Raw genomic sequence first — 21648 nt, 5'->3', positions numbered from 1 at the left:
GCGCGATAGCTGAGGCTTGCATTATAGACAGCATGCTCGCTGCTGGCTATCGCCACCAAGCTTATGCGCTCATTCCCCATTCGTCGGCAAAAGCGGCGCGAAAATCCGTCAGCACGGCCAGGCGCTGTGCGGCCAGGGCGCGCCCAGCCACCGTCTGCATCTTGCCGGGCAGCTTGTCGAGCTTGGTGACGATATGGTCGAGCGCGTATGCCTTGTCGTCCAGTGCGCGATGTTCGGCCAGCGGATCGCTGCCATGCGCCAATGCGCTATCCATGCGCGCCGCCGTATAGAACAGGCGTGCCAGTCCCACGGCCCCCAGCGCATCGATGCGGTCGGCATCCTGCACGATTTGCGCTTCGATGGTGTGCGGCGGCAGATTGGCGGAAAAGCTGTGCGTTTCGATGGCGTGCGCTACGCCTGCCAGTTTTTCTGCAGGAAAATCCAGCTCGGCCAGTTGGTGGCAAGCCAGCACGGCCGCCTGGCGCGAGGCCAGGTGGCGTTCAGGATGATTTTTCGGCAAGTTGACCAGGTCGTGCAGGTAACAAGCAGCCATCACGACGAGCGCATCGGCCTGCCCATGCTCCTGCAGCAGGACGGTGGCGTTACGCCACACGCGGTGCAAATGGTTGATATCGTGGGCGCTGTCGTCGCCCAAGCCGGCCATGGCCAGTGCCAGCAGGCGTGGTTGCCATTGGGAAAGCAAAGAGTGCATGGTTCAAAGTCGTCAAAAGCAGGGGCCGCCAGTGTGGCATAAAACGCCGCCGCATGTGGCCGGGAGCTTGGTGCGCTGGCGTGCCGTATTTGCTACATAAGTGCATTTTGGAAAAGCATCAGTCCGGGAATCGCTCTTTTTTAGTGCATGTAAAATTTACATGGGGTAACATTGCCGCACGGAAATTAGAGACATCAGCTAATTGCTGGAAAGTATTTGCAAAAACATACAAGTGGCAGCCATTTCATTGCATCGTGAATGGCTTGTCACGTCCAGGGCGCGCGTGCAGCGTGTCCTGGCCTGCGCCCAAGGCGAGTTAACGAAAGGATTATCATGAACACCATTTCCAGCGATACTGGCGCAACCGTTGCCAAGGCTGCCGAATACCTGGCCTTTACCCTGGGCCAGGAAGAGTATGGCATCGACATCCAGAAAGTCAGCGAAATCCGCAGCTATGAAACGCCGACCCGCATCGCCAACGCGCCCGAGTTCGTCAAGGGCGTGGTCAACTTGCGCGGCATTATCGTGCCGATCGTCGACATGCGCATCAAGTTCAACCTGGGCACGCCCAGCTATGACCAGTTCACCGTCGTCATCATCCTCAATATCGGCAACCGCGTGGTCGGCATGGTCGTGGACCGCGTGTCCGACGTCACTACCTTGCTGCCGGAACAGATCAAGCCGGCGCCGGACATGGGCCGCTCGATCAACACGGAATACGTGATTGGCCTGGGCACCATCGACGAGCGCATGCTGATACTGGTCGATATCGACCAGCTGATGTCCAGCGCCGACATGGGCCTGATCGAGAAACTGGCTGCTTAATGGCGCAGTGAAGAGAATTGCCCTGCATATTGTCAAAAACTATTGACATTAAGTATTGCATATCGTTTCCGCAGGGAGCACGCTAGCGCATTTTCTTGGCGCACGGTTCAACCGAACCGTGCGCCAGTTTACTTGGCGGGACAGATTTGGCGGCGTCCGCCATGCTGTTCCAGGCGCTGGCTGCAGGGCCTCTCTTCGAGATATTAGGATAGTTCACATGAATTTGTTAAGAAACGTCAGCATCGGGGTCCGTCTGGGACTGGGCTTTGCCGTCATTTTGCTGTTTTCCATGATCATCACCGGCATCAGTGTCTGGCGTCTGCATGACGTGGCCAGCGCCACGCGCACGATGATGGAAGAACCGCTGGCCAAGGAACGTTATATTTCCGACTGGTATACACGCATTGACAGCGCCGTGCGGCGCACGATCGCCATCGCCCGCAGCAGCGACACCTCGCTGAGCGGTTATTTCGCCGAAGAGTCGAAAGTGTCTACCGCCAGCTCGGCTGTCCTGCAAAAGAAGATCGCGGCGCTGCTCAAGGACCCGAAAGAGCAGGCCATGTTCGCCAGCTTGCTGGAATTGCGCGAGGTCTACGTCGGCTCGCGCGACCAGGTCTACAAACTCAAGGGCGGGGCCCAGGCCGAGGCCGCCAACGAAGTGTTCGAAAAAACCTTCGTGCCCGCCGCAGCCAAGTACCAGAAGATGGTTTACGGCTTGCTGGAGCACCAGCGCGCCACCATAGACGCCACTGCGCGCCAGATTGATGACATCGCCAGCACCAGCCGCAACTTGCTGTTATTGATGTCGACGCTGGCACTGGCCTTTGGCGTCGTCTGTGCCTGGCTGTTGACGATGGGCATCGTGCGTCCGCTGCGCACGGCCGTGGAGATTGCCCGCAAGGTGGCCGATGGCGACTTGACGGCGCAGATCGATGCCAGCGCCAAGGATGAAACGGGCCAGTTGCTGCAAGCGTTGAAGGACATGAACACCAGCCTGCTCAACATCGTCAGTGAAGTGCGCAGCGGCACGGACAGCATCGCCACATCCTCGACGCAAATTGCCGCCGGCAACCAGGACTTGTCTTCCCGTACGGAAGAGCAGGCCGGTTCGCTGGAAGAAACAGCGTCCTCGATGGAGGAGCTGACCAGTACCGTGAAACAGAATGCGGACAATGCGCGCCAGGCGAATCAACTGGCAGCGTCGGCCGCGCAGGTGGCCGTCAAGGGCGGCGCCGTGGTGGCGCAAGTGGTGGGCACGATGGAATCGATCAACGCTTCGTCGAACAAGATCGTCGACATCATTTCGGTCATCGATGGCATTGCCTTCCAGACGAATATCCTGGCCTTGAACGCAGCCGTGGAAGCGGCCAGGGCCGGCGAGCAGGGCCGCGGCTTTGCCGTGGTGGCGTCCGAAGTGCGCAACCTGGCGCAGCGTTCGGCTTCTGCAGCAAAAGAGATCAAGACCCTGATCGGCGCCTCGGTGGAACAAGTCAACGCAGGCAGCATGCTGGTGGCGCAAGCCGGTTCGACGATGAACGATATCGTCGACAGCGTGCAGCGCGTGAGCGACATCATCACGGAAATCACGGCGGCCAGCAGCGAGCAAAGCGTGGGCATTGACGAGATCAACCGGGCCATCGGCCAGATGGATGCCGTGACGCAACAAAATGCGGCCCTGGTGGAAGAGTCGGCGGCCGCCGCCGAATCGATGCAGCACCAGGCGCACAACTTGGCGCAAGTGGTCAGCGTGTTCAAGCTCAATGGCCAGCAGGCCAAGGTGAGTGGCGCGAGCACGCTGAAGCGCCCGGCAGCGCCACAATCCGCCTTGCGCCTGGGCGCACGCTGAAGGCTGCGGCCGCCCCGTGCCGCCGCAGCCTTCAGTTCCTTTTATATAGTCTGGTTCCGATTTTTTAGGATATTCACATGAATTTGTTAAGAAACGTCAGTATTGGTGTGCGTCTCGGCCTGGGTTTTGCCGTCATTTTGCTGTTTTCCATGGTCATTACCGGCATCAGCGTCTGGCGTTTGCACGACGTGGCCACCGCTACGCGCACCATGATGGAGCAGCCGCTGGCGAAGGAACGCTATATTTCCGACTGGTACAGCAAGATCGACAGCGGCATCCGCCGCACCACGGCCATCGTGCGTAGCGCCGACACCTCGCTGGGACCGTATTTTGCGGAAGAAGCGAAACAGTCGTCCGTTGTCTCGAGTGAATTGCAAAAGAAAATCGAAGCGCTGATTTCCGGCCCGCAAGAAACAGAACTGTTTCGCCAGGTCAGTGAGATGCGCAAGGTATATCTGGATTCCCGTGAGCAAGTATCGAAGCTGAAGGCGGCTGGCCAGACGGAGGAAGCGGAGAAGGCCTTCCAGACCGTGTTCGTGCCTGGCTCGACGAAGTACCAGAAAGTCATCATGAACATGCTGGAACACCAGCGCGCCAGCATCGACGCCACCGCGCGCGAGATCGATGCCGTAGCCAAGACCAGCCGCAACCTGCTGCTGGTGCTGGCCGCGCTGGCGCTGGCTTTTGGCGTCGTCTGCGCCTGGGTCTTGACGATGGGCATCGTGCGTCCGCTGCGCACGGCCGTGGAGATTGCCCGCAAGGTGGCCGATGGCGACTTGACGGCGCAGATCGATGCCAGCGCCAAGGATGAAACGGGCCAGTTGCTGCAAGCGTTGAAGGACATGAACACCAGCCTGCTCAACATCGTCAGTGAAGTGCGCAGCGGCACGGACAGCATCGCCACATCATCGACGCAAATTGCCGCCGGCAACCAGGACTTGTCTTCCCGTACGGAAGAGCAGGCCGGTTCGCTGGAAGAAACAGCGTCCTCGATGGAGGAGCTGACCAGTACCGTGAAACAGAATGCGGACAATGCGCGCCAGGCGAATCAACTGGCGGCATCGGCCGCGCAGGTGGCCGTCAAGGGCGGCGCCGTGGTGGCGCAAGTGGTGGGCACGATGGAATCGATCAACGCTTCGTCGAACAAGATCGTCGACATCATTTCGGTCATCGATGGCATTGCCTTCCAGACGAATATCCTGGCCTTGAACGCGGCCGTGGAAGCGGCGCGCGCCGGCGAGCAGGGCCGTGGCTTTGCCGTGGTGGCGTCCGAAGTGCGCAACCTGGCGCAGCGTTCGGCTTCTGCAGCAAAAGAGATCAAGACCCTGATCGGCGCCTCGGTGGAACAAGTCAACGCAGGCAGCATGCTGGTGGCGCAAGCCGGTTCGACGATGAACGATATCGTCGACAGCGTGCAGCGCGTGAGCGACATCATCACGGAAATCACTGCGGCCAGCAGTGAGCAAAGCGTGGGCATTGACGAGATCAACCGGGCCATCGGCCAGATGGATGCCGTGACGCAACAAAATGCCGCCCTGGTGGAAGAGTCGGCGGCCGCCGCCGAATCGATGCAGCACCAGGCGCACAATCTGGCGCAAGTGGTCAGCGTGTTCAAGCTCAATGGCCAGCAGGCCAGTGTCAGTGGCTTGAAGGGGATGAAGCGCCCAGCGGTCAAGATGCCGCAAGGAACATTGCAGATTGGCCGCGCCGCTTAATCTTCCGGCAATGCAGCATCCTCTACCCAGCCGGCGATCGCCAGCTGCGATAGCCGGTCCGCCTCGCCATTCCTGTGGCGCGGCAGCCAGCGCAAGCTCACATCATTGAATTGTTCCAGCAGGGCCACTACGGTGGCCCTGTGCGTTTCCAGTCCCTTGGCGCCCTGCGGCGTCGTTCCCAGCACATCGTTGATCACCACCTGGCTGTCGCCGTACAGCAGCAGTTGCACGGGCGGCGGGCGCACGCCCTGGGCCGCCTGCAGCACGGCTATCAGTGCCGCATATTCCGCTTCGCTGCTGCTGCCATGGCCGGCCGCCTGGCTCACTTCGATGCGCTCGCCATCCGGCCCCAGCAGCAGGGCGCCTATGCCCAGCTTGCCCGGGTTCGGGTGGGCGGAGCCATCGAACCAGCCGCGCCAGGCCTGCGGGCCGCCGTCGTCCTGGCGCCTGAGCGCCAGCTGCGCGCGGCGGGCCTGCATCTTTGCTTCCTTGCGCTGTTTGCGCGCCTGTGATTCTGCCGTCATGGCTTGATGAGCAAGGTGTCGATCAGGCTGCCTATCCAGCACGCCACCAGCACGCCCACGGCCACCGTCATGGCGGGGCCGTCATTGGCAGAGAGCAGCTCCACTTTTTCCATGATCAGCTGCACATCGAGGGGCAGGGCGCCACTGTCGATCTGTGCCATAAGCTGGTCCAAGCGTGCCATGATCTGGCGCAATATGAGCAACAGGGCGATCAACGCCGGCACGAGGAACAGGCAGCCACGCGTCTTGCGTCCGAGCAGGAAATGCCCGCTGCCGGGAAATACCAGCGCCGACAGCAGCAGGGCCTGATGACGTTTGGAAAGGGGGGAGCCGCTCATGCGCGCCTTTTGTAGAGGAAACAGCCTTTCATCATACTATTGCCAGCCGAATTTGCGCAGATACACGCGTTTCATGAACGTCGTCAGCACGGTGTAGCAGACGAGGATGCCCAGCAGCCATGGAAAGTAGCCCAGTGGCAAGGCTTGCAGCTTGAAGTAAGTCGCCAGCGGTCCCATCGGCAAGAACACGCCCACGGCCATGATGGCAGTGGTGGCCACCAGCAGGGGCACGGACGCGATGCTGTCGATGAAGGGCAGCTTGGGCGTGCGGATCAGGTGCACGATCAGGGTTTGCGTCAGCAAGCCGACGACGAACCAGCCGGATTGGAACAGGGTCTGCTGTTCTGGCGTATTCGCGCCAAACACATGCCACATCAAAATAAAGGTGCTGATGTCGAAGATTGAGCTGATGGGACCGAAGAACACCATGAAGCGGCCAATGTCGCGCGGGTTCCAGCTCAGCGGCTTCTGGATCAGTTCAGCGTCGACATTGTCGAAGGGAATGGCGATCTGCGACACGTCATACAGCAGGTTTTGCACCAATAAGTGCAGCGGCAGCATCGGCAAAAACGGCAAAAAGGCGCTGGCCACCAGCACGGAAAATACATTGCCGAAGTTCGAGCTGGCCGTCATGCGGATATATTTGAGCATGTTGCTGAAGGTGCGCCGGCCTTCCAGCACGCCTTCTTCCAGCACCATCAGGCTTTTTTCCAGCAGGATGATGTCGGCCGCTTCCTTGGCGATATCGACGGCCGAATCGACGGAAATGCCGATGTCGGCCGCGCGCAGGGCGGGCGCGTCGTTGATGCCGTCGCCCATGAAACCGACGATATGGCCATTGCCGCGCAGGGCGCGCACCAGGCGCTCCTTGTGCAGCGGGCTGAGCTTGGCAAACACGGTATTGTCTTCGGCTGCCCTGGCCAGGGTAGCGTCGTCCATGTCGTCCAGTTGCGGGCCTTGCAGCACGCCATGCACGGCCAGGCCCACCTCGCGGCAAATCTTCGCCGTCACCAGATGGTTGTCGCCTGTCAAGACTTTCACGGTGACGCCATGTTCCGCCAGCGCGCGCAGGGCGGGCGCCGTCGATTCCTTCGGCGGATCGAGGAAGGCGACGTAGCCGATCAGGGTCAGTGCCGTTTCATCGGCCACGCCGTACACGGTTTTATGCGGCGGCACTTCCTTGACGGCCACGGCCACCACGCGCAAGCCTTCCGCGTTCAAGCCGTGCGTGGTTTCCAGCACTTTCGCCAGCAGGGCGGCATCGAGCGGCACGTTTACGCCATTCAAGCGCAAATGGCTGCAGGCGGCGAGGATTTCCTCGACGGCACCCTTGCAGATCAGTTCATGGTGATCGTTTTTTTCGGAAACGACGACGGACATGCGGCGGCGCACGAAATCGAAGGGGATTTCATCGACTTTGACGTAATCGCGTGCCAGCTGCATTTCCGTTTGCAGTTCAACATGGTCGAGCACGGCCCGGTCCAGCAGGTTTTTGAGACCAGTCTGGTAATGGCTGTTCAGGAAGGCAAATTGCAGTACTTCATCGGATTGCTGGCCGAACACGTCGGTATGGCGTTCCAGCACGATCTTGTCCTGCGTCAAGGTGCCTGTCTTGTCCGTGCACAGCACATCCATGGCGCCGAAGTTCTGGATCGCATCCAGGCGTTTCACGACGACTTTCTTTTTCGACAGTTTCACGGCGCCCTTGGCCAGGGTGCTGGTGACAATCATGGGCAGCATCTCCGGCGTCAGGCCTACGGCCACGGACAGGGCGAAGAGGAACGCTTCCATCCAGTCGCCCTTGGTCCAGCCATTGATCAGGAACACCAGCGGCGCCATCACGAGGGCGAAGCGGATCAGCAGCCAGCTGACGCTATTCACGCCCGCTTCAAACGCCGTCGGCGTGCGCTCGGTGGCCGTCACGCGCGTGGCGATGGTGCCGAAATAGGTGCGGTTGCCTGTGGCCAAGACCAGCGCCGTGGCGGCGCCCGAGATGACGTTCGTGCCCATGAACAGCAAATTGGCCAGGTCCATCGGGTCTTTGCCATGGGCATCGGCCAGTTCCGCCATCTTTTCCACGGGCAAGGATTCACCCGTCATGGCGGCCTGGCTGACGAACAGGTCTTTCGCGGAAAGCAAGCGGCAATCGGCGGGGATCATGTCGCCGGCCGACAGCACGATGATGTCGCCCTGCACCAGCTGGCGGATAGGCAGCTCGATCTGCTGGCCATTGCGCAGCACGGTGGCGGTATTGCTGACCATGGCTTTCAGGCGCTCGGCGGCCCGGTTCGAGCGGCCTTCCTGCACGAAGCGCAGCAGGGTCGACAAAATCACCATGGTGCCGATGACGATGGTGGCCTTAGGGTCTTCCGTCAGGTAGGACACGATGGCCAGCACCGTCAGCAGCAGGTTGAACGGATTCTTGTAGCAAAGCCACAGGTGCTGGTACCAGGCCAGCGGCTTTTCATGCTCGACTTCATTCGGACCCGTCTGTGCGCCGATGACTTGCGCCTCGGCATCGCGCAAGCCTTCCAGGCGCGTATGCAGGCGGTTCAGGGCACTGTCCAGATCTTCGTGGGCGGCGCCCAGCAGCTGGCGCGCCAGGTGGTCGGGCACGGGACGGGCCGTGCTGTTTTCCAGTGGCATGGCGCGGCGACGGAAATGGCCGGCCGTATGGCGCTTGCGCAGGAACGATTCGAACAAACGGGTGAAGAGATTCATGCTCTTCCTTTCACGACGAGGTGTTGACGGGCGGCGCAGCCGCAGGCAAGACTTGCGTGCCGCCAACGCGGCATGTCGAAGCATGGCGCTGGCGGGCAATCCGGGTCAGTAGCCGGTCGCGATCGGAAAGAGGGGGGAGGCGCGCGGCCAGACTGGCCGCACGAGACACCGCACCTTGCTCAGCAAGGCACGGAGGAAAGAGAGTTCCGCGTTGCTTGCTGTTTAGCTGCCGAGGCAATCACCGATACAAGATCGGCTACTGTCACTAGAACAAGTACCCACGTGGGACTCCGTAAATGAATAATGAGGGCATCTTATGGATGCGCTGCAAGGGTGTCAACTGAAGAAATCTTAGGTTTCCAAAGTGTAATGTGGGTGTGGGCGATTATGAAAGCAAGATGCCAAATAATAAAGGTTGATAGAAGTAGTGCAGGCGGACTTGCTCGTGGGGACCAGAAGCGGCCATTCGCGTTGATGTGACAATGTGTTATTTTTTCCGCCCGGCAATCCGTTATGCTCGGGTACGCTGATGGGCTAGCAATAGCCATGGTAAACGCTATGCATATACAGAAAAACAAATGACTATGGAATTGATCGTGGGGGCAATAGTAGCCGGACTTGTTGTCATGCTCTTTGCCGGCAAGTACTTTTCTAAAAAACTACCCAAAGAAACACATTTCGAATGTGCCCGTTGCGGCACGGTTGCACACCATACCGATCGAACCATCGAAGCCTGGCGTAACAACAAAACCACCTTTTTTTGCCAGTCCTGTCATATCAAATGGGTGCATGCCAGGACGCCACGAGAGCGTGCGCGTAGCGCTTCTCCTGCCGGTTCCAGATCTGGATCGAAATCAGGATGCCTTGGCGTTGTTGTGCTGTTTGCCGTCGTTCCGCTTGCTGGCTTTCTACTGGTGCACGCATATGCCTGACCCATTTCTGGCGTGGTGCGCCTTGCCAGAAACATCTCCTTCCTTTCCAGCTTCTGGGATGTTGCTGCTCAGTATGTCTGGAAACGGGAAGATGACTGTTTTACGGCGAGCACTATTGGCAGCGACGAATGTCTTGCGGCCTATTGTGTTGAAAAGATCGAGCGGCAACAATTTCGGATGGTTTCAGACCTCCAGGCAAGCGGTGAGCGTTCGCTATCAACGATGAACGACAAAATCGACGTTGACGCCGCCGAGAAATATCACCCGCTTGACGTGACGTCAGCGCTCGGCCAAGAGCATACGGTCGCTTTATCAACGAGAAACAGCTTACGCACGCTAACCACCAATTCGGTTGAGCCCCAAACGAAAGATGCCAAACTAAAGTTGCCTCAAGTAAGTAATTGCCGATTTTAAGTGGATGCAGGTTTGTTGGGATAATACGGCCCCTTGGATTACTTTGAAAGTGCGATAGTGGCTATAACGGACGTATCGACCCTATTCTTCGGCATGACACTTAACCTGTCGATCATGGCCGTGGCGTTGCCCTATTTTATGGGGCGGGTGAACCGTGCTGCGCGCTATGCACAAGCCGGTATCGTATTGCAAACTGCAGGTTGGATTTTCCTGCTGTGGTCAAGCACTTTTGAACGGGGCGGCTGGGCCGACCACCTATTGTCAACGATGGCAATGGGCAGCGTCTCGGGCGGCATGGTTTTCAATGCCATGGCCTTTCAATTGTGGTACGGCCGTAAGGCGAGTGCTCGCATTCCAGCCGCCATAGCCGTACTGATGACAGTAGGCTACTGCATCGGTTTTTCCGACTATCCGTTCAGGGTAGGCTGGGCGAATGGCCTGCTGGCATTGCAGATTGCAACCATCATAGTTCCCCTGTGCCGTGCGCCACAGGTAGCAGTTGGACGCTGGCGTTGGCTATTAATCATATGTCTTACAGTTCAGATGCTGGTACTTGCCGGCCGCGCCGTGCTGGGTGCGTTCTACACCGCTGAGTTTCCGAATTTTTTTGGGCCGTATCTGATCAACCGGGTGTTTGCCTTGTCATCGAACTCGATGATGATGATGTCGGTGGTGGCCATCCTCCTTGCGCACCGCGACGAGGCGGCCCGGGAACTGGAACGGTTGGCTACGCTAGACGGTCTGACCGGCGCCTTGAACCGCCGCGCCTGGATACTAAAGTCCGAAATCGACCTGGCCAGAAGTTTGCGATACAAGCAGCCGCTCGGCGTGTTGATGCTTGACCTCGACTATTTCAAGCAAATCAACGACAAGCACGGCCATGCCGGTGGCGACAGGGCGTTGCAAGTTTTCGTCACTGGCTTACGGGCTGTGAGCCGTGCCGGAGATCTGTTCTGCCGCTACGGCGGCGAGGAATTCTGCGTGCTACTCAACTGTGCCGACCTCGCCTCGATCATAGCTTACGACGAACGCATGCGGCAGTGGCTGGCGCTGCATTCGTTCAACGAACTGGGTTTTGCACTCTCTTACAGCGGAGGCATCGCCATGCGTATGCACAAAACCGACTCCATAGAGAATATGCTTGAGCGTGCCGACGTCGCCCTCTACAAAGCCAAGTCGCAGGGGCGTGGCTGTACGCTTGCCAGCTCGGAAGTTCTCTGCGCATAAATCGGTGGTTTCTGTTTCATCTTCAACACTCCTGTAACCTAGCCGTTTAGGTTAGAGTGTTGCGACCACCGATTGAATCCGCAGCCAGAAGCAGCCGTTGAAGCGAAACTTGAATAACTAAAATCAATGATAAAAATTATGGAATATAAAATACGACTTCAGTTGGGACAGAAAATTTCCCGCATTTCTCTATTTTTTTTCTCGTTAATGTTCTTTGGCTGTGCCTTTGCTCCTGAAGTTTTACCGGCTCATGTAAGGTTTTTTTCCTTGGCGCTATCGGCACTATTTGCTTGCGTAGGGAGCAATAAATCTGCTTTGGTTTCACCGGCGAAGAGCTTGCAATGGAAGTTCATGCCGCCGACACCACGAGCTTTGTTTCTCGCTTTTTTTCAGTTGCTAGTATTGTCGGCTGTGATGATGTTCTTGGATGTTTAAATTGCCACGAGTTCACTAGACACTGCTGAACTGCTCATAAGCACTGGCTGGACGACAGTTGCAAAGGGTCAGTAAAGCATCCAATGGGGCGGTACCTGCCAACGACGGCAAGCGGCCAGGAGCAGTCATTGAGTCGCATATCGATGTGCGCATTTGCTCAGCAGGTTTCATGGTTTACGAGGTCAAATCTAAAAGAATTTTTTTGGTCCGTCAAAGTCGAGATTGGAGAATATAATGCTGGAGAAACCCATCACTCGCCTTGCTTTGGACACTCCGCACGACATGTTCGAAAAGTTGAAATGGGAAGAAGCTCGATTAGTTGAATCGTGGAGTGTTTACGATTCCTTTAATTTTATCGTTACCGCACACCATTTGTACGTTGATTGGCTTAAGTCCGATAGTGCAAGTGCGGACCAGATTGCCCGAAAAGCAGAGCTTCCTCAGGGTGCAAAGGATGTTTTCCGTGCGGTGATAGATGTCTCGAATGGATCTAAGCACTGGAAAATGACGAATAAGCACTCGCTGGAGGCTCAAGTTATTGTGAAGATGGAACGACCGTTGATAGGTTGCTGGTTCGCATACTTCCAGAATAAACCCATGGCTTACTTTGACTTTTCCGGTTACAGCCTGAGCATGGCGGAGTTGTCGGCGTTCGTAGTGCACTATTTTGAATGGATCTTGAGCGGTGACGGACTACCATTCCCGGTCGAGTTGACTGCGAATCTAGACGCTCTGAGAATGCCATCGACATCATAAAGAAACAAAGGCCGCAGTCGTCGGAACTATGAGCGCTGACCGAGCCCAATTTTTTGGAAACGCGCCGTAGGTCGGCGATCGGCCAGAAGCTGTCACTCGACGCCAATTGAACATCGCATCTTGATTAGATGAAAAACCATAAATGATGGATACTGTTTTACGTCATTCGATGTCATATGAGCGCCGCGAAGATTTTATTTAAGAAGCTGAGTTGTAATTTAAATTAATTTCGAATAGGTTATCAATGCAATTTTCAACAGAGCAGGAAAATTTCCAGAAGCCATCAGCATCAATTTCTAAAATTAAATTTTCAGGCGGTGCTGAGTTTAAATTTAAAAAAAATGAGAAAATAATATTGGTCGGGCCGAACAATAGTGGAAAATCTCAAACACTTCGTGAAATATATTCCATATGCAAAACTGGAAAAACCGATCACACGGTGGTTATTTCTGATTTGGAATTATTGAAAGATGGAAGCGTAGAATTATTGAAGGAATTCTTTGAGATTCACGGCGACTTGGTTGGAGTTAATTATCAATATAAAAATTGGCAAATCAACGAAGGTCATATTCAGTTTTGGAATGATGACTTTCTCATTCATGGTATTGCGGACGGCTTTATCAAGAACATCAGTGCAAGCGAACGCTTGACCATTTGTAACCAACAAAGCAGTATAGCTCCGGGCGAACAAAAATCAAGACCTCAACATGTGCTCTATGATGACAGTGCCTTGATGAAAAAGATTAGTGGGCTTTTTCGCCGTGCGTTTGGAAAAGACATTATGTTTGACTATAGAGGAGGTAGTAGAATTCCGATTCATGTAGGTGAACTTCCGTCTTTAGATAGCAATATAGACCGTGTTGGCGATGAATATGTTCAGGCTATTCGAAAAAATCCACCTCTGGATTTGCAGGGCGACGGAATGAAAAGCTACGCTGGTATCTTGTTCGATGCAGTCGTGTCCGAAGTCGATATGACGCTAATAGATGAGCCGGAGGCATTTTTACATCCACCTCAAATGCGTCGTCTTGGTGAGACGCTTGCGGCAGAAGTAAAGGGGCAATTAATTGTTGCGACTCATAGTAGCGACATAATGCGCGGATTTTTGGAGGGAATGCGCGGCAACGTCCGAATACTTCGTATTCATCGAGAGAATGGTGTTAACAAAGTCGCCGAGGCAGCTTCCAGTGTAGTAAAAGACCTATGGGAAAAGCCAGAGCTTCGTTACTCTAATGCGCTTGAAGGGATATTTCACGAGCAAACAATAATATGTGAAGATGATAGCGATTGTAGGCTAATAAACTGCATCGCGGACTACATGGCAATGCAGTCCACTTCACAGTGGAAGGACACGGCATACGTTCCTACTGGTGGCAAACATGGAGTTGCCAAAGTTGCAAGTATCCTCCGTCAAGTTGGGGTCCCTGTGAAAGCCGTATTTGATATAGATTTATTGTCCGAGGAAAATCTTCTTCAAACAGTCGTAGAAGCTTTTGGGGGGGATTGGACGAAATTTAAACCGATTTGGGGGCGTATCGACTCAGCCGTACGCAAAGGCAATAAACCAAAAACGGTGAATCAGATTAAAGAAGAGGTGATTTCCATTATTAATAGTGCTGGGCCTGAGGAATTGCCAAAGGGGGATGTGATTGAGGCGATGAAGCAAGGGAAGGCTTGGAGTGTAGTGAAGAAATATGGTTGGCGAGGCATTCCAAATGGAGATTCTCAGAAAGTTGCTATAACTCTCCAGGATATGTTGGAAGATATTGGCGTTTACCTAGTGCCGGTGGGGGAAATAGAAGATTTTTGCCCACAAATAGGGTCACATGGGCCAAAATTTGTATCGAAATTGCTTTCGACCGTTGAATTGGGTGATGCCTGTTTAAATGATTTGCGTGTATTTGTTGACCGAGTACATAACGGGCCACATAGCAATTAGGTGATGCAAAAAACGGTGAAAATTCGAATTCATGGACTAGAGTCGTTACGGTTGTTTATTCGAATCTAAAACATTGTTTGTGAGCGACCGCTTTGGGGCGAAAGCGGAACTTCGCATGCGAAAAATCTGGCAGCAAGTCGTACCACATTTGAATGTGGCAATCCGCTTACTTTGGAGCTACGGCATTGGCATTCGGCGGAGTATCCGACGAATGTCACTTTATCGGGGATGAGTGGTAGTTACCTGGTGGTGAATGGAGTCAACGTCAAATTTTTTAGTTTCCAACATCACCGTCAGTTAGAAACTATCACTGTTAACGCTTGATTAGTGACATGCTATGCTAGGGGCAGCCGACTGCATTTGACCAAAGCGAACTTAGCTCAGTTCGATTTTATGATGTTTTAGCGAAAGAATATAGATGGCTCGAGACAATGAACGAGCGACCTCTGGATTTCATGCTGCGCCTTCGAGATGCGCTAACTGCCTCCTGGGACAAACGAACAGCTTATCTGGAAGTGGAACAAAGAGGCAACCCGCCAATAGCAGCCGGACGTTTTCCAGTATCTGAGATGTTGCATATGAAATTCGATTGGCATGGTGGAGAAATATCACGCACAACGGCAATCGATGTTGACTACCGCAACAGGCAAAACGTTCGGCGGTTTCTTGCCCATGAGTGTGGACCACATTTCAAATTCGACCGTGAACTCATGGCGTGGATGCGCAATGGCAATGCGAAAAACACGGGCGAGGTTGCGGACGAGTGGACGCGTAGCCGTTTAGGACGCGACTGAGTTCGGCTAATCGCGGACTGTCGCGTATTTCTCAAAACGGTGGCTTCAGTATTTATTCATTAGGGGAAAGCAATGAGTCGATTATTTCCAGAAGATCGCATGGCGTTTGCCTGGTTGCGCAACAACTGGTTCTACCCATTGGCAAGTGCCGTAGTCCTTGGCGACGTAAGCGCGCTTTATGTCCAGGACTGGAGCCATCCTCGCCTGCTCGAAGCCGCAGTGGTATTCGACTTGGTGGTTGTTCTGCCGCTACTCTACCTTTGGTGCTACCGCTCCCGAGGAGCAGCGGCGATCGTGCGCGCGGTATGTCTCGCTTCGCTCGGGATCTGGGCAACTGGCCACATTGTTCCCCTTGAGCATCAGCACGTGCTCGGTTCACTCAGCTGGCTGCGCACGACGGCGATGGTGGTGCTTGTACTGATCGAGATCAGAATCTTGTTTAACTTTTATAAGGCAATTTTCGCGTCTGACAAAACGCCTGAAGAAATCGCTGAAAAGCTGGCCAGCGACGTCAAGTTACCGACTTGGCTGACGCGCTTGTTCGCGCTGGAGGCGCGCGCGCTGCGCAGCCTGGCCGGTTTTGTAAAAGGCTTCTTGGGTCGTCGTTAGTATGGGGTTCAAGGTACAACGGAACGGAGAACCGGGTTAGTCTTTTAAAAGACGCTAAGGATGTAGTTGCAACGGCACGCAATTCAAACCGACCATGCTCGCATTTGACGCCGATCCCGGTTCGAATTAACTGCAACTGACGGCCAGGCCGTATTCACGCCAACGTCCGCAGCCAGAAGCGGTCCTTCTAGCGTGATGTTGCTAAATGGGGCCGCCGATCCTCAATAAACTGGAGTCTTGATGTTTCGACATGCGTTTACACTGATTTTGATGGGATGGGCTTTTATTGCGCATGCGCAGGGCCAAAGCGTCGAGTTGAAGGCTCGCATTGAGAAAATTGAGAATGGATTGCTGGAGCCAGTTGCTGTACGTGGGGCGCCCACACGTAAGATGCGGCTGATTGATCGAATGCAAGCCTTGCATGTACCGGGGGTGAGTATCGCCGTGATCAACGCCGGCATGGTGGAATGGGTTGGTTCCTACGGTGTTGCGGACGTGAAGACGGGACGTCCCATCACATCAAACACGTTCTTTCAAGTAGCCTCAATTAGTAAACCGGTGACCGCCTTTGTGACAATGAGGCTAGTGGCCGGTGGAAAGATTGATCTTGATGAAGACGTGAATCGAAGGCTTCGTCAGTGGCATTTGCCTGTCGCGCAGCAGGCCACTACGGCTCGGGCACTGCTAAGCCATACGGCTGGTATGCCAGAGTTTGGACTGCTGGGCTACCGCAACGATGAACCAAAGCCTACACTTTTGCAGGTATTAGAAGGCTTGGTCCCCGCGACCAATCCCCCAGTCGCAGTGAAGAACTCTTTGACCGACCGCTATGCGTACTCTGGCTTGGGCTATGTTGTGCTGCAACAGTACATAAATGACGCTACTGATCTGCCGTTTGACGTTTTGGCCAGTGAAACGGTATTTAAGCCGCTCAGGATGCACGACTCACTATATGCGCAGTCGCTTCCGCCAACCCTAGCTTCACGAGCAGCATTTGGCCACGAAGTGGACGGCACTATCGTTGCGGGAAACTGGCGCGAATATCCTGAGTTAGCCCCCGCTGGTTTATGGAGCACTGCGTACGACTTAGCTCTCTTTGCGGTTGCCATTCAGCGCGCTGCATCCGGACAGGATTCGCGCCTTATTACTCAGCAACACGCAAGGTCGATGCTGACGCCAGTGCGCGGTCATTATGGCCTCGGATTCGAACTCGATCATACCGGGGAGGAGGCCGTATTCCATCACAGCGGTTCGAATGCTGGTTACAAATCGTTGTTGTTTGCATATGAGCGTACCGGGCAAGGCGTGGTAATTCTCGCAAATTCGGATAACGGATGGATTCTAATTGAAGAAATCGCGCGCAGCGTTGCTGCCGAATATGCGTGGGGTGACTACCATCCAATGGAACGCGTAAGCGTCAAACCTAATACTTCTCTATTTAGCCAATTTTCTGGCGACTTCGCAGTGTCCAACACAAAGGTGCGCATCAGCCACGACAATGGTCATCTATTTATTACTGGGCCGCCGGTCGGGCCTCTGTCAGTGGAATTGATCTCGGCAGGCGACTACGATTACTTTATTCGTGAAAAGGACGTCACCTTGCATTTCGATAGCAATGGTAGTGACAAGATTCAGACACTTACTTTTGTCGATGGCCGGCCGCGTAAGGGCACGCGGATTACCCAGACAGCGCCCCACGCAGATTAGCTGCTCAGTACGACGTTGTGCAAGGTTGGTGACCGTCCGCTATGGGTGCGGATTCAATCGATCAACGCAACACACTGTTCAAATTGTTGAGCTGGTGTTTGGTAGTCTAGCGTCTTCCTGGGGCGCTCGTTGAGTCTTCTGGCTACCGCATCGAGTTGCTCTTGCGAATACGTGGAAATATCCAGCCCCTTGGGGAAATACTGGCGCAACAGGCCGTTGGTATTTTCATTTGAACCGCGCTGCCACGGATTCTGTGGATCACAGAAGTAGACCTGGATGTCAGTGGCCAAAGTAAAACTCTTGTGGCCAGCCATCTCTTTGCCTCTGTCCCAGGTCAGTGATTTATACAGTTCGTGGGGTAGCCTGCGGGCATTGTCGATCAGCGCATTGACAACCGTCTCGGTGTCCTTGGCGGCAACTTTCACTAGCATGACGTAGCGCGTCTGGCGCTCGACCAAGGTCACGATCTGGCGGTTGTGGCTGCCGCATAGCAGGTCCCCCTCCCAATGCCCGGGCACCGCTCGATCCGCTGCCGTCGCTGGACGCTCGCTGATCGACACGGCGTCGACAATTCTGCCGTGGTTGTCCGTCTTTTGGGTGTGATGACGTGAACGGCGCATGGCGCGCGTCCGGCGTAAGTGCTCCAGCAGCTCTTTCTTTAAGGCGCCTCGTGCCTGGATATAGAGGCTGCGGTAAATGGTTTCGTGCGACACGTGATACTGCTCGTGGCGCGTGAACAGCTGCTTGAGCCAGCCAGCAATCTGTTCCGGCGACCACTGCAATTGGAGCTTGCTGGCAACCATGTTGGCCAGCATGTGGCTCTCCGTCAGCTTACAAGGTTTGGGGCGGCGGGCCTGATCCCAAGCATGCTGATCGGCTTGAGTTGCGCGATATGCTTCGCGGCCACCGTTGCGCTTGAGTTCCCTGCTGATGGTCGACGGTGCTCGTCCAGGGCGACTGGCAAGTGCGCGGATGGATACGTTGGTAACGATGGCGCGCGATACCTCCTCGCGCTCGGCCAGCGTCAGCGCCATTCTGGAACGGCATCGCGGCGCTGGCCGTATGCCACCAGACTCAGCCAGAATTCGCTGTATCGACGAGTGATTCCGATCAAATAGTTGGGCTATCATTTGTAGGGAATCACCTTGCTTCCAGCGTTTCCACATCAAGGCCTTCTGAGTCTCGGTGTAATAAATGCGTGGTTTCTGTTTCATCTCCAACACTCCTGTAACCTAGGTGTTTAGGTGAGAGTGTTGCGACCACCGATTGAATCCGCAGCCAAAAGCGGCCAGTCAACATTCTTCCACGACGCTAAAAATGTAAGTGTATGGAATTATGTTGCGCCCACCGTCAGGCCTGACGGATGCAGGACTCTGACTGGCAGCGCTCTTCACTGACAATAATAGATTTGCCTTGATCTAGAATGTGATGATGAAGTGAGCGCCATCGTTGACTGGGCGGGCGTAGCGCACAGTTCCGCCGTTTAACTGAATTAGCTGCCGCACCATTGCAAGGCCGATACCGCCTCCCTGTTTTTTGGTCGAGAAAAATGGCGTAAACATTTCCGCCGCTACCCCATCGGCAATGCCATGTCCATTGTCACGCACATCGATGCGCAACCGGCCACCTGTCGTGAGGCGCGCATCGACGGCCACTTGCGGCACCCGACTCGCGGTGGTTGCTTCTAACGCATTCTGGAGCAGGTTAACCAGAGCTTGTTCGATCTGGCCAGAGTCAGCCCGTAATGCCAGCGTGCTTGATGCGACGACGAAAGTCGCGCTTCCTCCGCGGGCCTGCCAGCTCGGTGCCACTAAAGCCGATAAACGTGCAAACAAGTCTTTGATTAGAAATTGCTGCGGCAGAGGCGTAGGTAGGCTAGCCAACACGCGGTAATGGCTGACGAAATGAGCCAGACTTTCAGCGCGACGGCTTATTGCGTCTAGCGCGACGTCAAGGTCTGCGGCCACGTCGGGAGCAAGAGAACCTGCTGCCTCAGCGAGCAGCGTGCGCGACGTTTGCGAAAGGGACGCCACTGGTGTCAGTGAATTCATGATCTCATGGGTCAATACGTGGACGAGCTTGCGCCAGGCTTGCATGGCTTCAGCGGATAGTTCGTCCTCCAGCGGCAGCAGTGCAACAAGGGACTGCGGCGCACCATCGACGGTCAAAGCATTGCGGACGGCTAGGGCACGTTCAGTGCCATGCTCACTGTCGAACTGAACCAGCGTTCGCGTGCCAACGGAAAGGCCGGCTAAAGCCGTATTTAGGGGAACCGTGTCAGTGACACGTCCAGGCGCCAGAAGGCGCCGCGCGCTTGCATTCAATGGTTCCATCCTGGTCGGAGTCATGTTGAACAGAGGGACCGGTGCATGTTCAAGGCGTGCTTCAAGCAATAGCAGTCGGGCAGTCTCAGGCGCTTGCAAAGTCGTGAGTGGAAACTGTCTCTCTGGCGTCATTGCTGTAACGTGTCCGATTGAATGCCACATCAGCGCTGCAGCGAGCACCACTGTCAGGACGAGCAAAACGGCGGAGCGTGCTCCCAGGCCATCAACGCTCTCATTTAGCGTACCTCCTACCCACCCAGCCGCAGCAAGCAGTATCCCGCCGAGGGCGACGCGAGCCTGTCTATAAGCCATGTTTGTCCAGCTTGCGATACAGCGCTGCCCGGCTTACACCCAGCGTCTTGGCAGCCTTGCTGATATTTCCCTTAACTTCCAGCAGCGCCGCGGCGATGGCGGCACGTTCGAGTGTACCCAGTTCACGTGGGACGTCGATGGTGAGCGGGGACGATAATGCAGGCACAGCTGTCTTCGCTGAAATACCAAAGTCAGCGATGGTATAGACATTTTCCCGACCTAGGATGACAGCGCGTTCACAGGCATGGCGCAAGGAGCGAACATTGCCTGGCCATGCATTCGAGCACAGTACATCGAATGCAGTCGCTGCTATGGCGCGCGCGGGTTTGCTATATTGGTGCTCGTAGTGAGCCAAATAATGGCGCAGCAAGTCCGGAATGTCACCCGCGCGCTCGCGTAAGGGCGGGACGCGCAGGACGATAGTATTTAGGCGAAACAGAAGGTCTGTGCGAAAAAGCGCAACGTCGTGCAGCCGGTCTTCTTCGAGATTGGTAGCACTAATGACGCGCACGTCAACGCCCTCGGGAGTGTCCGCGCCCAAGGGCGTCACCTGGCGTCGTTCGAGCACTGTTAGCAGCTTCGCTTGTGCTGTCAAGGGCATATTGCTGACTTCGTCAAGAAACAATGTGCCACCGCACGCTGCCTGGAAGCGGCCCGCGCGGTCATTGCGTGCATCGGTGAACGCACCGCGCCGGTGTCCGAACAATTCGCTTTCCAGCGTTGCCTCTGGCAGGCTCCCCATATCCACTGCGAGAAACTGCCGGGATGCCCGGTGTGAAGCCCGGTGAACGGCTCGCGCCACCAGTTCCTTGCCAACGCCGTTTTCTCCTAGGATCATGACGTTTGCCTCGGTGGGCCCCACACTGGCGATCATGTCACGCAAGGCAGCCATCGCAGTCGAGTTTCCGAGCAATCCATCGGCGTCGGCTGGCGCCGCGTCAGATGCTTTAGCATGAATAGGCTGACGCAAGGCCTGTCGCGCAAAGGCTGCCTCGACAGCATGCACTAGGCGAACGTTATCCCACGGCTTTGTCAGAAAATCGCTTACGCCGCCCTGCATCGCCGCAACGGCCAGAGGAACATCAGCGTACGCGGTCATCGCGATGATATCGGGTGGGTTGGGCAGCGCCCTCAATTGCGCCAAAACTTGCATCCCTTCGCCACCATCCGTCCGTCCCGCCGAAAAATTCAAATCGAGGAGAACAACGTCAGGACGATTGCTGGCGAGCCATGCGGGTAACTGTCCAGGATGGTCAAGTGTCGCGACCTGCGCAACGTGCCGGCGCAGCAGCATACGCGCTGCCAGCGCCACGTCTGCATCATCGTCGAGGATCAGTACATTTGCTTGCTTGCCGGACATTGGAAATAAAGGAATTAACAGAACTCGAGTTTATCAGCATGCGTTGCATGATTCCACAGCGCGATATCACTTTGCACAAAGTGTCCGGAAGTGGACAGTTTGCATGTGCGTTTGCGGACGAATGAGCGGGCAAGTGAAAAAAAATACCGGTCGATTCG

General features: G+C 55.5%; 19 protein-coding genes. 12 read left to right on the top strand and 7 right to left on the bottom strand.

Annotation, left to right across the window (positions count from 1 at the left end; genetic code table 11):
* Positions 1-61: 61 nt before the first annotated feature.
* Complete coding sequence (locus C8C89_RS20010; RefSeq protein ID WP_133992121.1) at positions 62-712, bottom strand: HD domain-containing protein; 651 nt, start codon at positions 710-712, stop codon at positions 62-64.
* A 333-nt stretch (positions 713-1045) separates the two neighbouring features.
* Between C8C89_RS20010 and C8C89_RS20005 the strand changes: the two genes are divergently transcribed.
* The 3 genes from C8C89_RS20005 to C8C89_RS19995 all read left to right on the top strand — a co-directional run bounded on the left by C8C89_RS20005 (position 1046) and on the right by C8C89_RS19995 (position 5098).
* Positions 1046-1537, top strand: coding sequence for a chemotaxis protein CheW (locus C8C89_RS20005; protein WP_101480865.1), 492 nt, complete (start codon positions 1046-1048; stop codon positions 1535-1537).
* Positions 1538-1754: 217 nt separating this feature from the next.
* Positions 1755-3383: a methyl-accepting chemotaxis protein gene (locus C8C89_RS20000; RefSeq protein ID WP_133992119.1), complete on the top strand. Its 1629-nt coding sequence runs from the start codon at positions 1755-1757 to the stop codon at positions 3381-3383.
* A gap of 77 nt (positions 3384-3460) precedes the next feature.
* The gene (locus tag C8C89_RS19995) at positions 3461-5098 is read left to right on the top strand and encodes a methyl-accepting chemotaxis protein (protein WP_133992117.1); all 1638 of its coding nucleotides are present in this window, start codon (positions 3461-3463) and stop codon (positions 5096-5098) included.
* On the opposite strand, the gene C8C89_RS19990 is transcribed toward C8C89_RS19995, so the two are convergent.
* From C8C89_RS19990 to mgtA, 3 genes are read right to left on the bottom strand one after another with little or no spacing between them, the layout of a single operon-like run.
* Positions 5095-5622: a ribonuclease HI family protein gene (locus C8C89_RS19990; RefSeq protein WP_101480868.1), complete on the bottom strand. Its 528-nt coding sequence runs from the start codon at positions 5620-5622 to the stop codon at positions 5095-5097. The genes C8C89_RS19995 and C8C89_RS19990 overlap by 4 nt on opposite strands.
* The gene (locus C8C89_RS19985) at positions 5619-5960 is read right to left on the bottom strand and encodes a DUF6677 family protein (RefSeq protein ID WP_101480869.1); all 342 of its coding nucleotides are present in this window, start codon (positions 5958-5960) and stop codon (positions 5619-5621) included. Before C8C89_RS19985 ends, C8C89_RS19990 begins: the two co-directional genes overlap by 4 nt.
* 36 nt (positions 5961-5996) lie before the next feature.
* A complete protein-coding gene (gene mgtA, locus C8C89_RS19980) occupies positions 5997-8681 on the bottom strand; it encodes a magnesium-translocating P-type ATPase (protein WP_133992115.1) in 2685 nt (894 codons plus the stop codon).
* 578 nt (positions 8682-9259) lie between these two features.
* Between mgtA and C8C89_RS19975 the strand changes: the two genes are divergently transcribed.
* The 9 genes from C8C89_RS19975 to C8C89_RS19935 all read left to right on the top strand — a co-directional run bounded on the left by C8C89_RS19975 (position 9260) and on the right by C8C89_RS19935 (position 17494).
* A complete protein-coding gene (locus tag C8C89_RS19975) occupies positions 9260-9613 on the top strand; it encodes a hypothetical protein (protein ID WP_133992113.1) in 354 nt (117 codons plus the stop codon).
* Between the two features lie 12 nt (positions 9614-9625).
* The gene (locus C8C89_RS19970; RefSeq protein ID WP_133992111.1) at positions 9626-10027 is read left to right on the top strand and encodes a hypothetical protein; all 402 of its coding nucleotides are present in this window, start codon (positions 9626-9628) and stop codon (positions 10025-10027) included.
* Between the two features lie 33 nt (positions 10028-10060).
* The gene (locus C8C89_RS19965) at positions 10061-11254 is read left to right on the top strand and encodes a GGDEF domain-containing protein (protein ID WP_243858140.1); all 1194 of its coding nucleotides are present in this window, start codon (positions 10061-10063) and stop codon (positions 11252-11254) included.
* A gap of 138 nt (positions 11255-11392) precedes the next feature.
* Complete coding sequence (locus C8C89_RS19960; protein WP_133992109.1) at positions 11393-11689, top strand: hypothetical protein; 297 nt, start codon at positions 11393-11395, stop codon at positions 11687-11689.
* A gap of 234 nt (positions 11690-11923) precedes the next feature.
* Positions 11924-12445 carry a hypothetical protein gene (locus C8C89_RS19955; protein ID WP_133992107.1) on the top strand — a complete coding sequence of 174 codons (522 nt, stop codon included), beginning with the start codon at positions 11924-11926 and terminating at the stop codon, positions 12443-12445.
* Positions 12446-12689: 244 nt separating this feature from the next.
* Positions 12690-14384 carry an ATP-binding protein gene (locus tag C8C89_RS19950; protein WP_133992104.1) on the top strand — a complete coding sequence of 565 codons (1695 nt, stop codon included), beginning with the start codon at positions 12690-12692 and terminating at the stop codon, positions 14382-14384.
* A 431-nt stretch (positions 14385-14815) separates the two neighbouring features.
* The gene (locus C8C89_RS27420) at positions 14816-15178 is read left to right on the top strand and encodes a DUF6434 domain-containing protein (RefSeq protein WP_243858138.1); all 363 of its coding nucleotides are present in this window, start codon (positions 14816-14818) and stop codon (positions 15176-15178) included.
* Positions 15179-15277: 99 nt separating this feature from the next.
* On the top strand, positions 15278-15787 hold the full coding sequence (locus C8C89_RS19940; RefSeq protein ID WP_133992102.1) for a hypothetical protein: 510 nt from the start codon (positions 15278-15280) through the stop codon (positions 15785-15787).
* Between the two features lie 240 nt (positions 15788-16027).
* Positions 16028-17494 carry a serine hydrolase domain-containing protein gene (locus tag C8C89_RS19935; protein WP_133992099.1) on the top strand — a complete coding sequence of 489 codons (1467 nt, stop codon included), beginning with the start codon at positions 16028-16030 and terminating at the stop codon, positions 17492-17494.
* Positions 17495-17547: 53 nt separating this feature from the next.
* On the opposite strand, the gene C8C89_RS19930 is transcribed toward C8C89_RS19935, so the two are convergent.
* The 3 genes from C8C89_RS19930 to C8C89_RS19920 form a co-directional block, all read right to left on the bottom strand.
* Positions 17548-18708, bottom strand: a complete 1161-nt coding sequence (locus C8C89_RS19930) for an IS30 family transposase (protein WP_133992096.1) — start codon at positions 18706-18708, stop codon at positions 17548-17550.
* A 204-nt stretch (positions 18709-18912) separates the two neighbouring features.
* Positions 18913-19827, bottom strand: coding sequence for a sensor histidine kinase (locus tag C8C89_RS19925; protein WP_166674807.1), 915 nt, complete (start codon positions 19825-19827; stop codon positions 18913-18915).
* Between the two features lie 292 nt (positions 19828-20119).
* Complete coding sequence (locus C8C89_RS19920; RefSeq protein WP_133992090.1) at positions 20120-21490, bottom strand: sigma-54 dependent transcriptional regulator; 1371 nt, start codon at positions 21488-21490, stop codon at positions 20120-20122.
* Between the last annotated feature and the right edge of the window lie 158 nt (positions 21491-21648).

It is taken from the genome of Janthinobacterium sp. 75 (assembly GCF_004365495.1).
Lineage (GTDB): Bacteria > Pseudomonadota > Gammaproteobacteria > Burkholderiales > Burkholderiaceae_D > Janthinobacterium.
The sequence above is the reverse complement of the archived record's forward strand: the minus strand, read 5'-3'. Positions and strand labels throughout refer to the sequence as shown.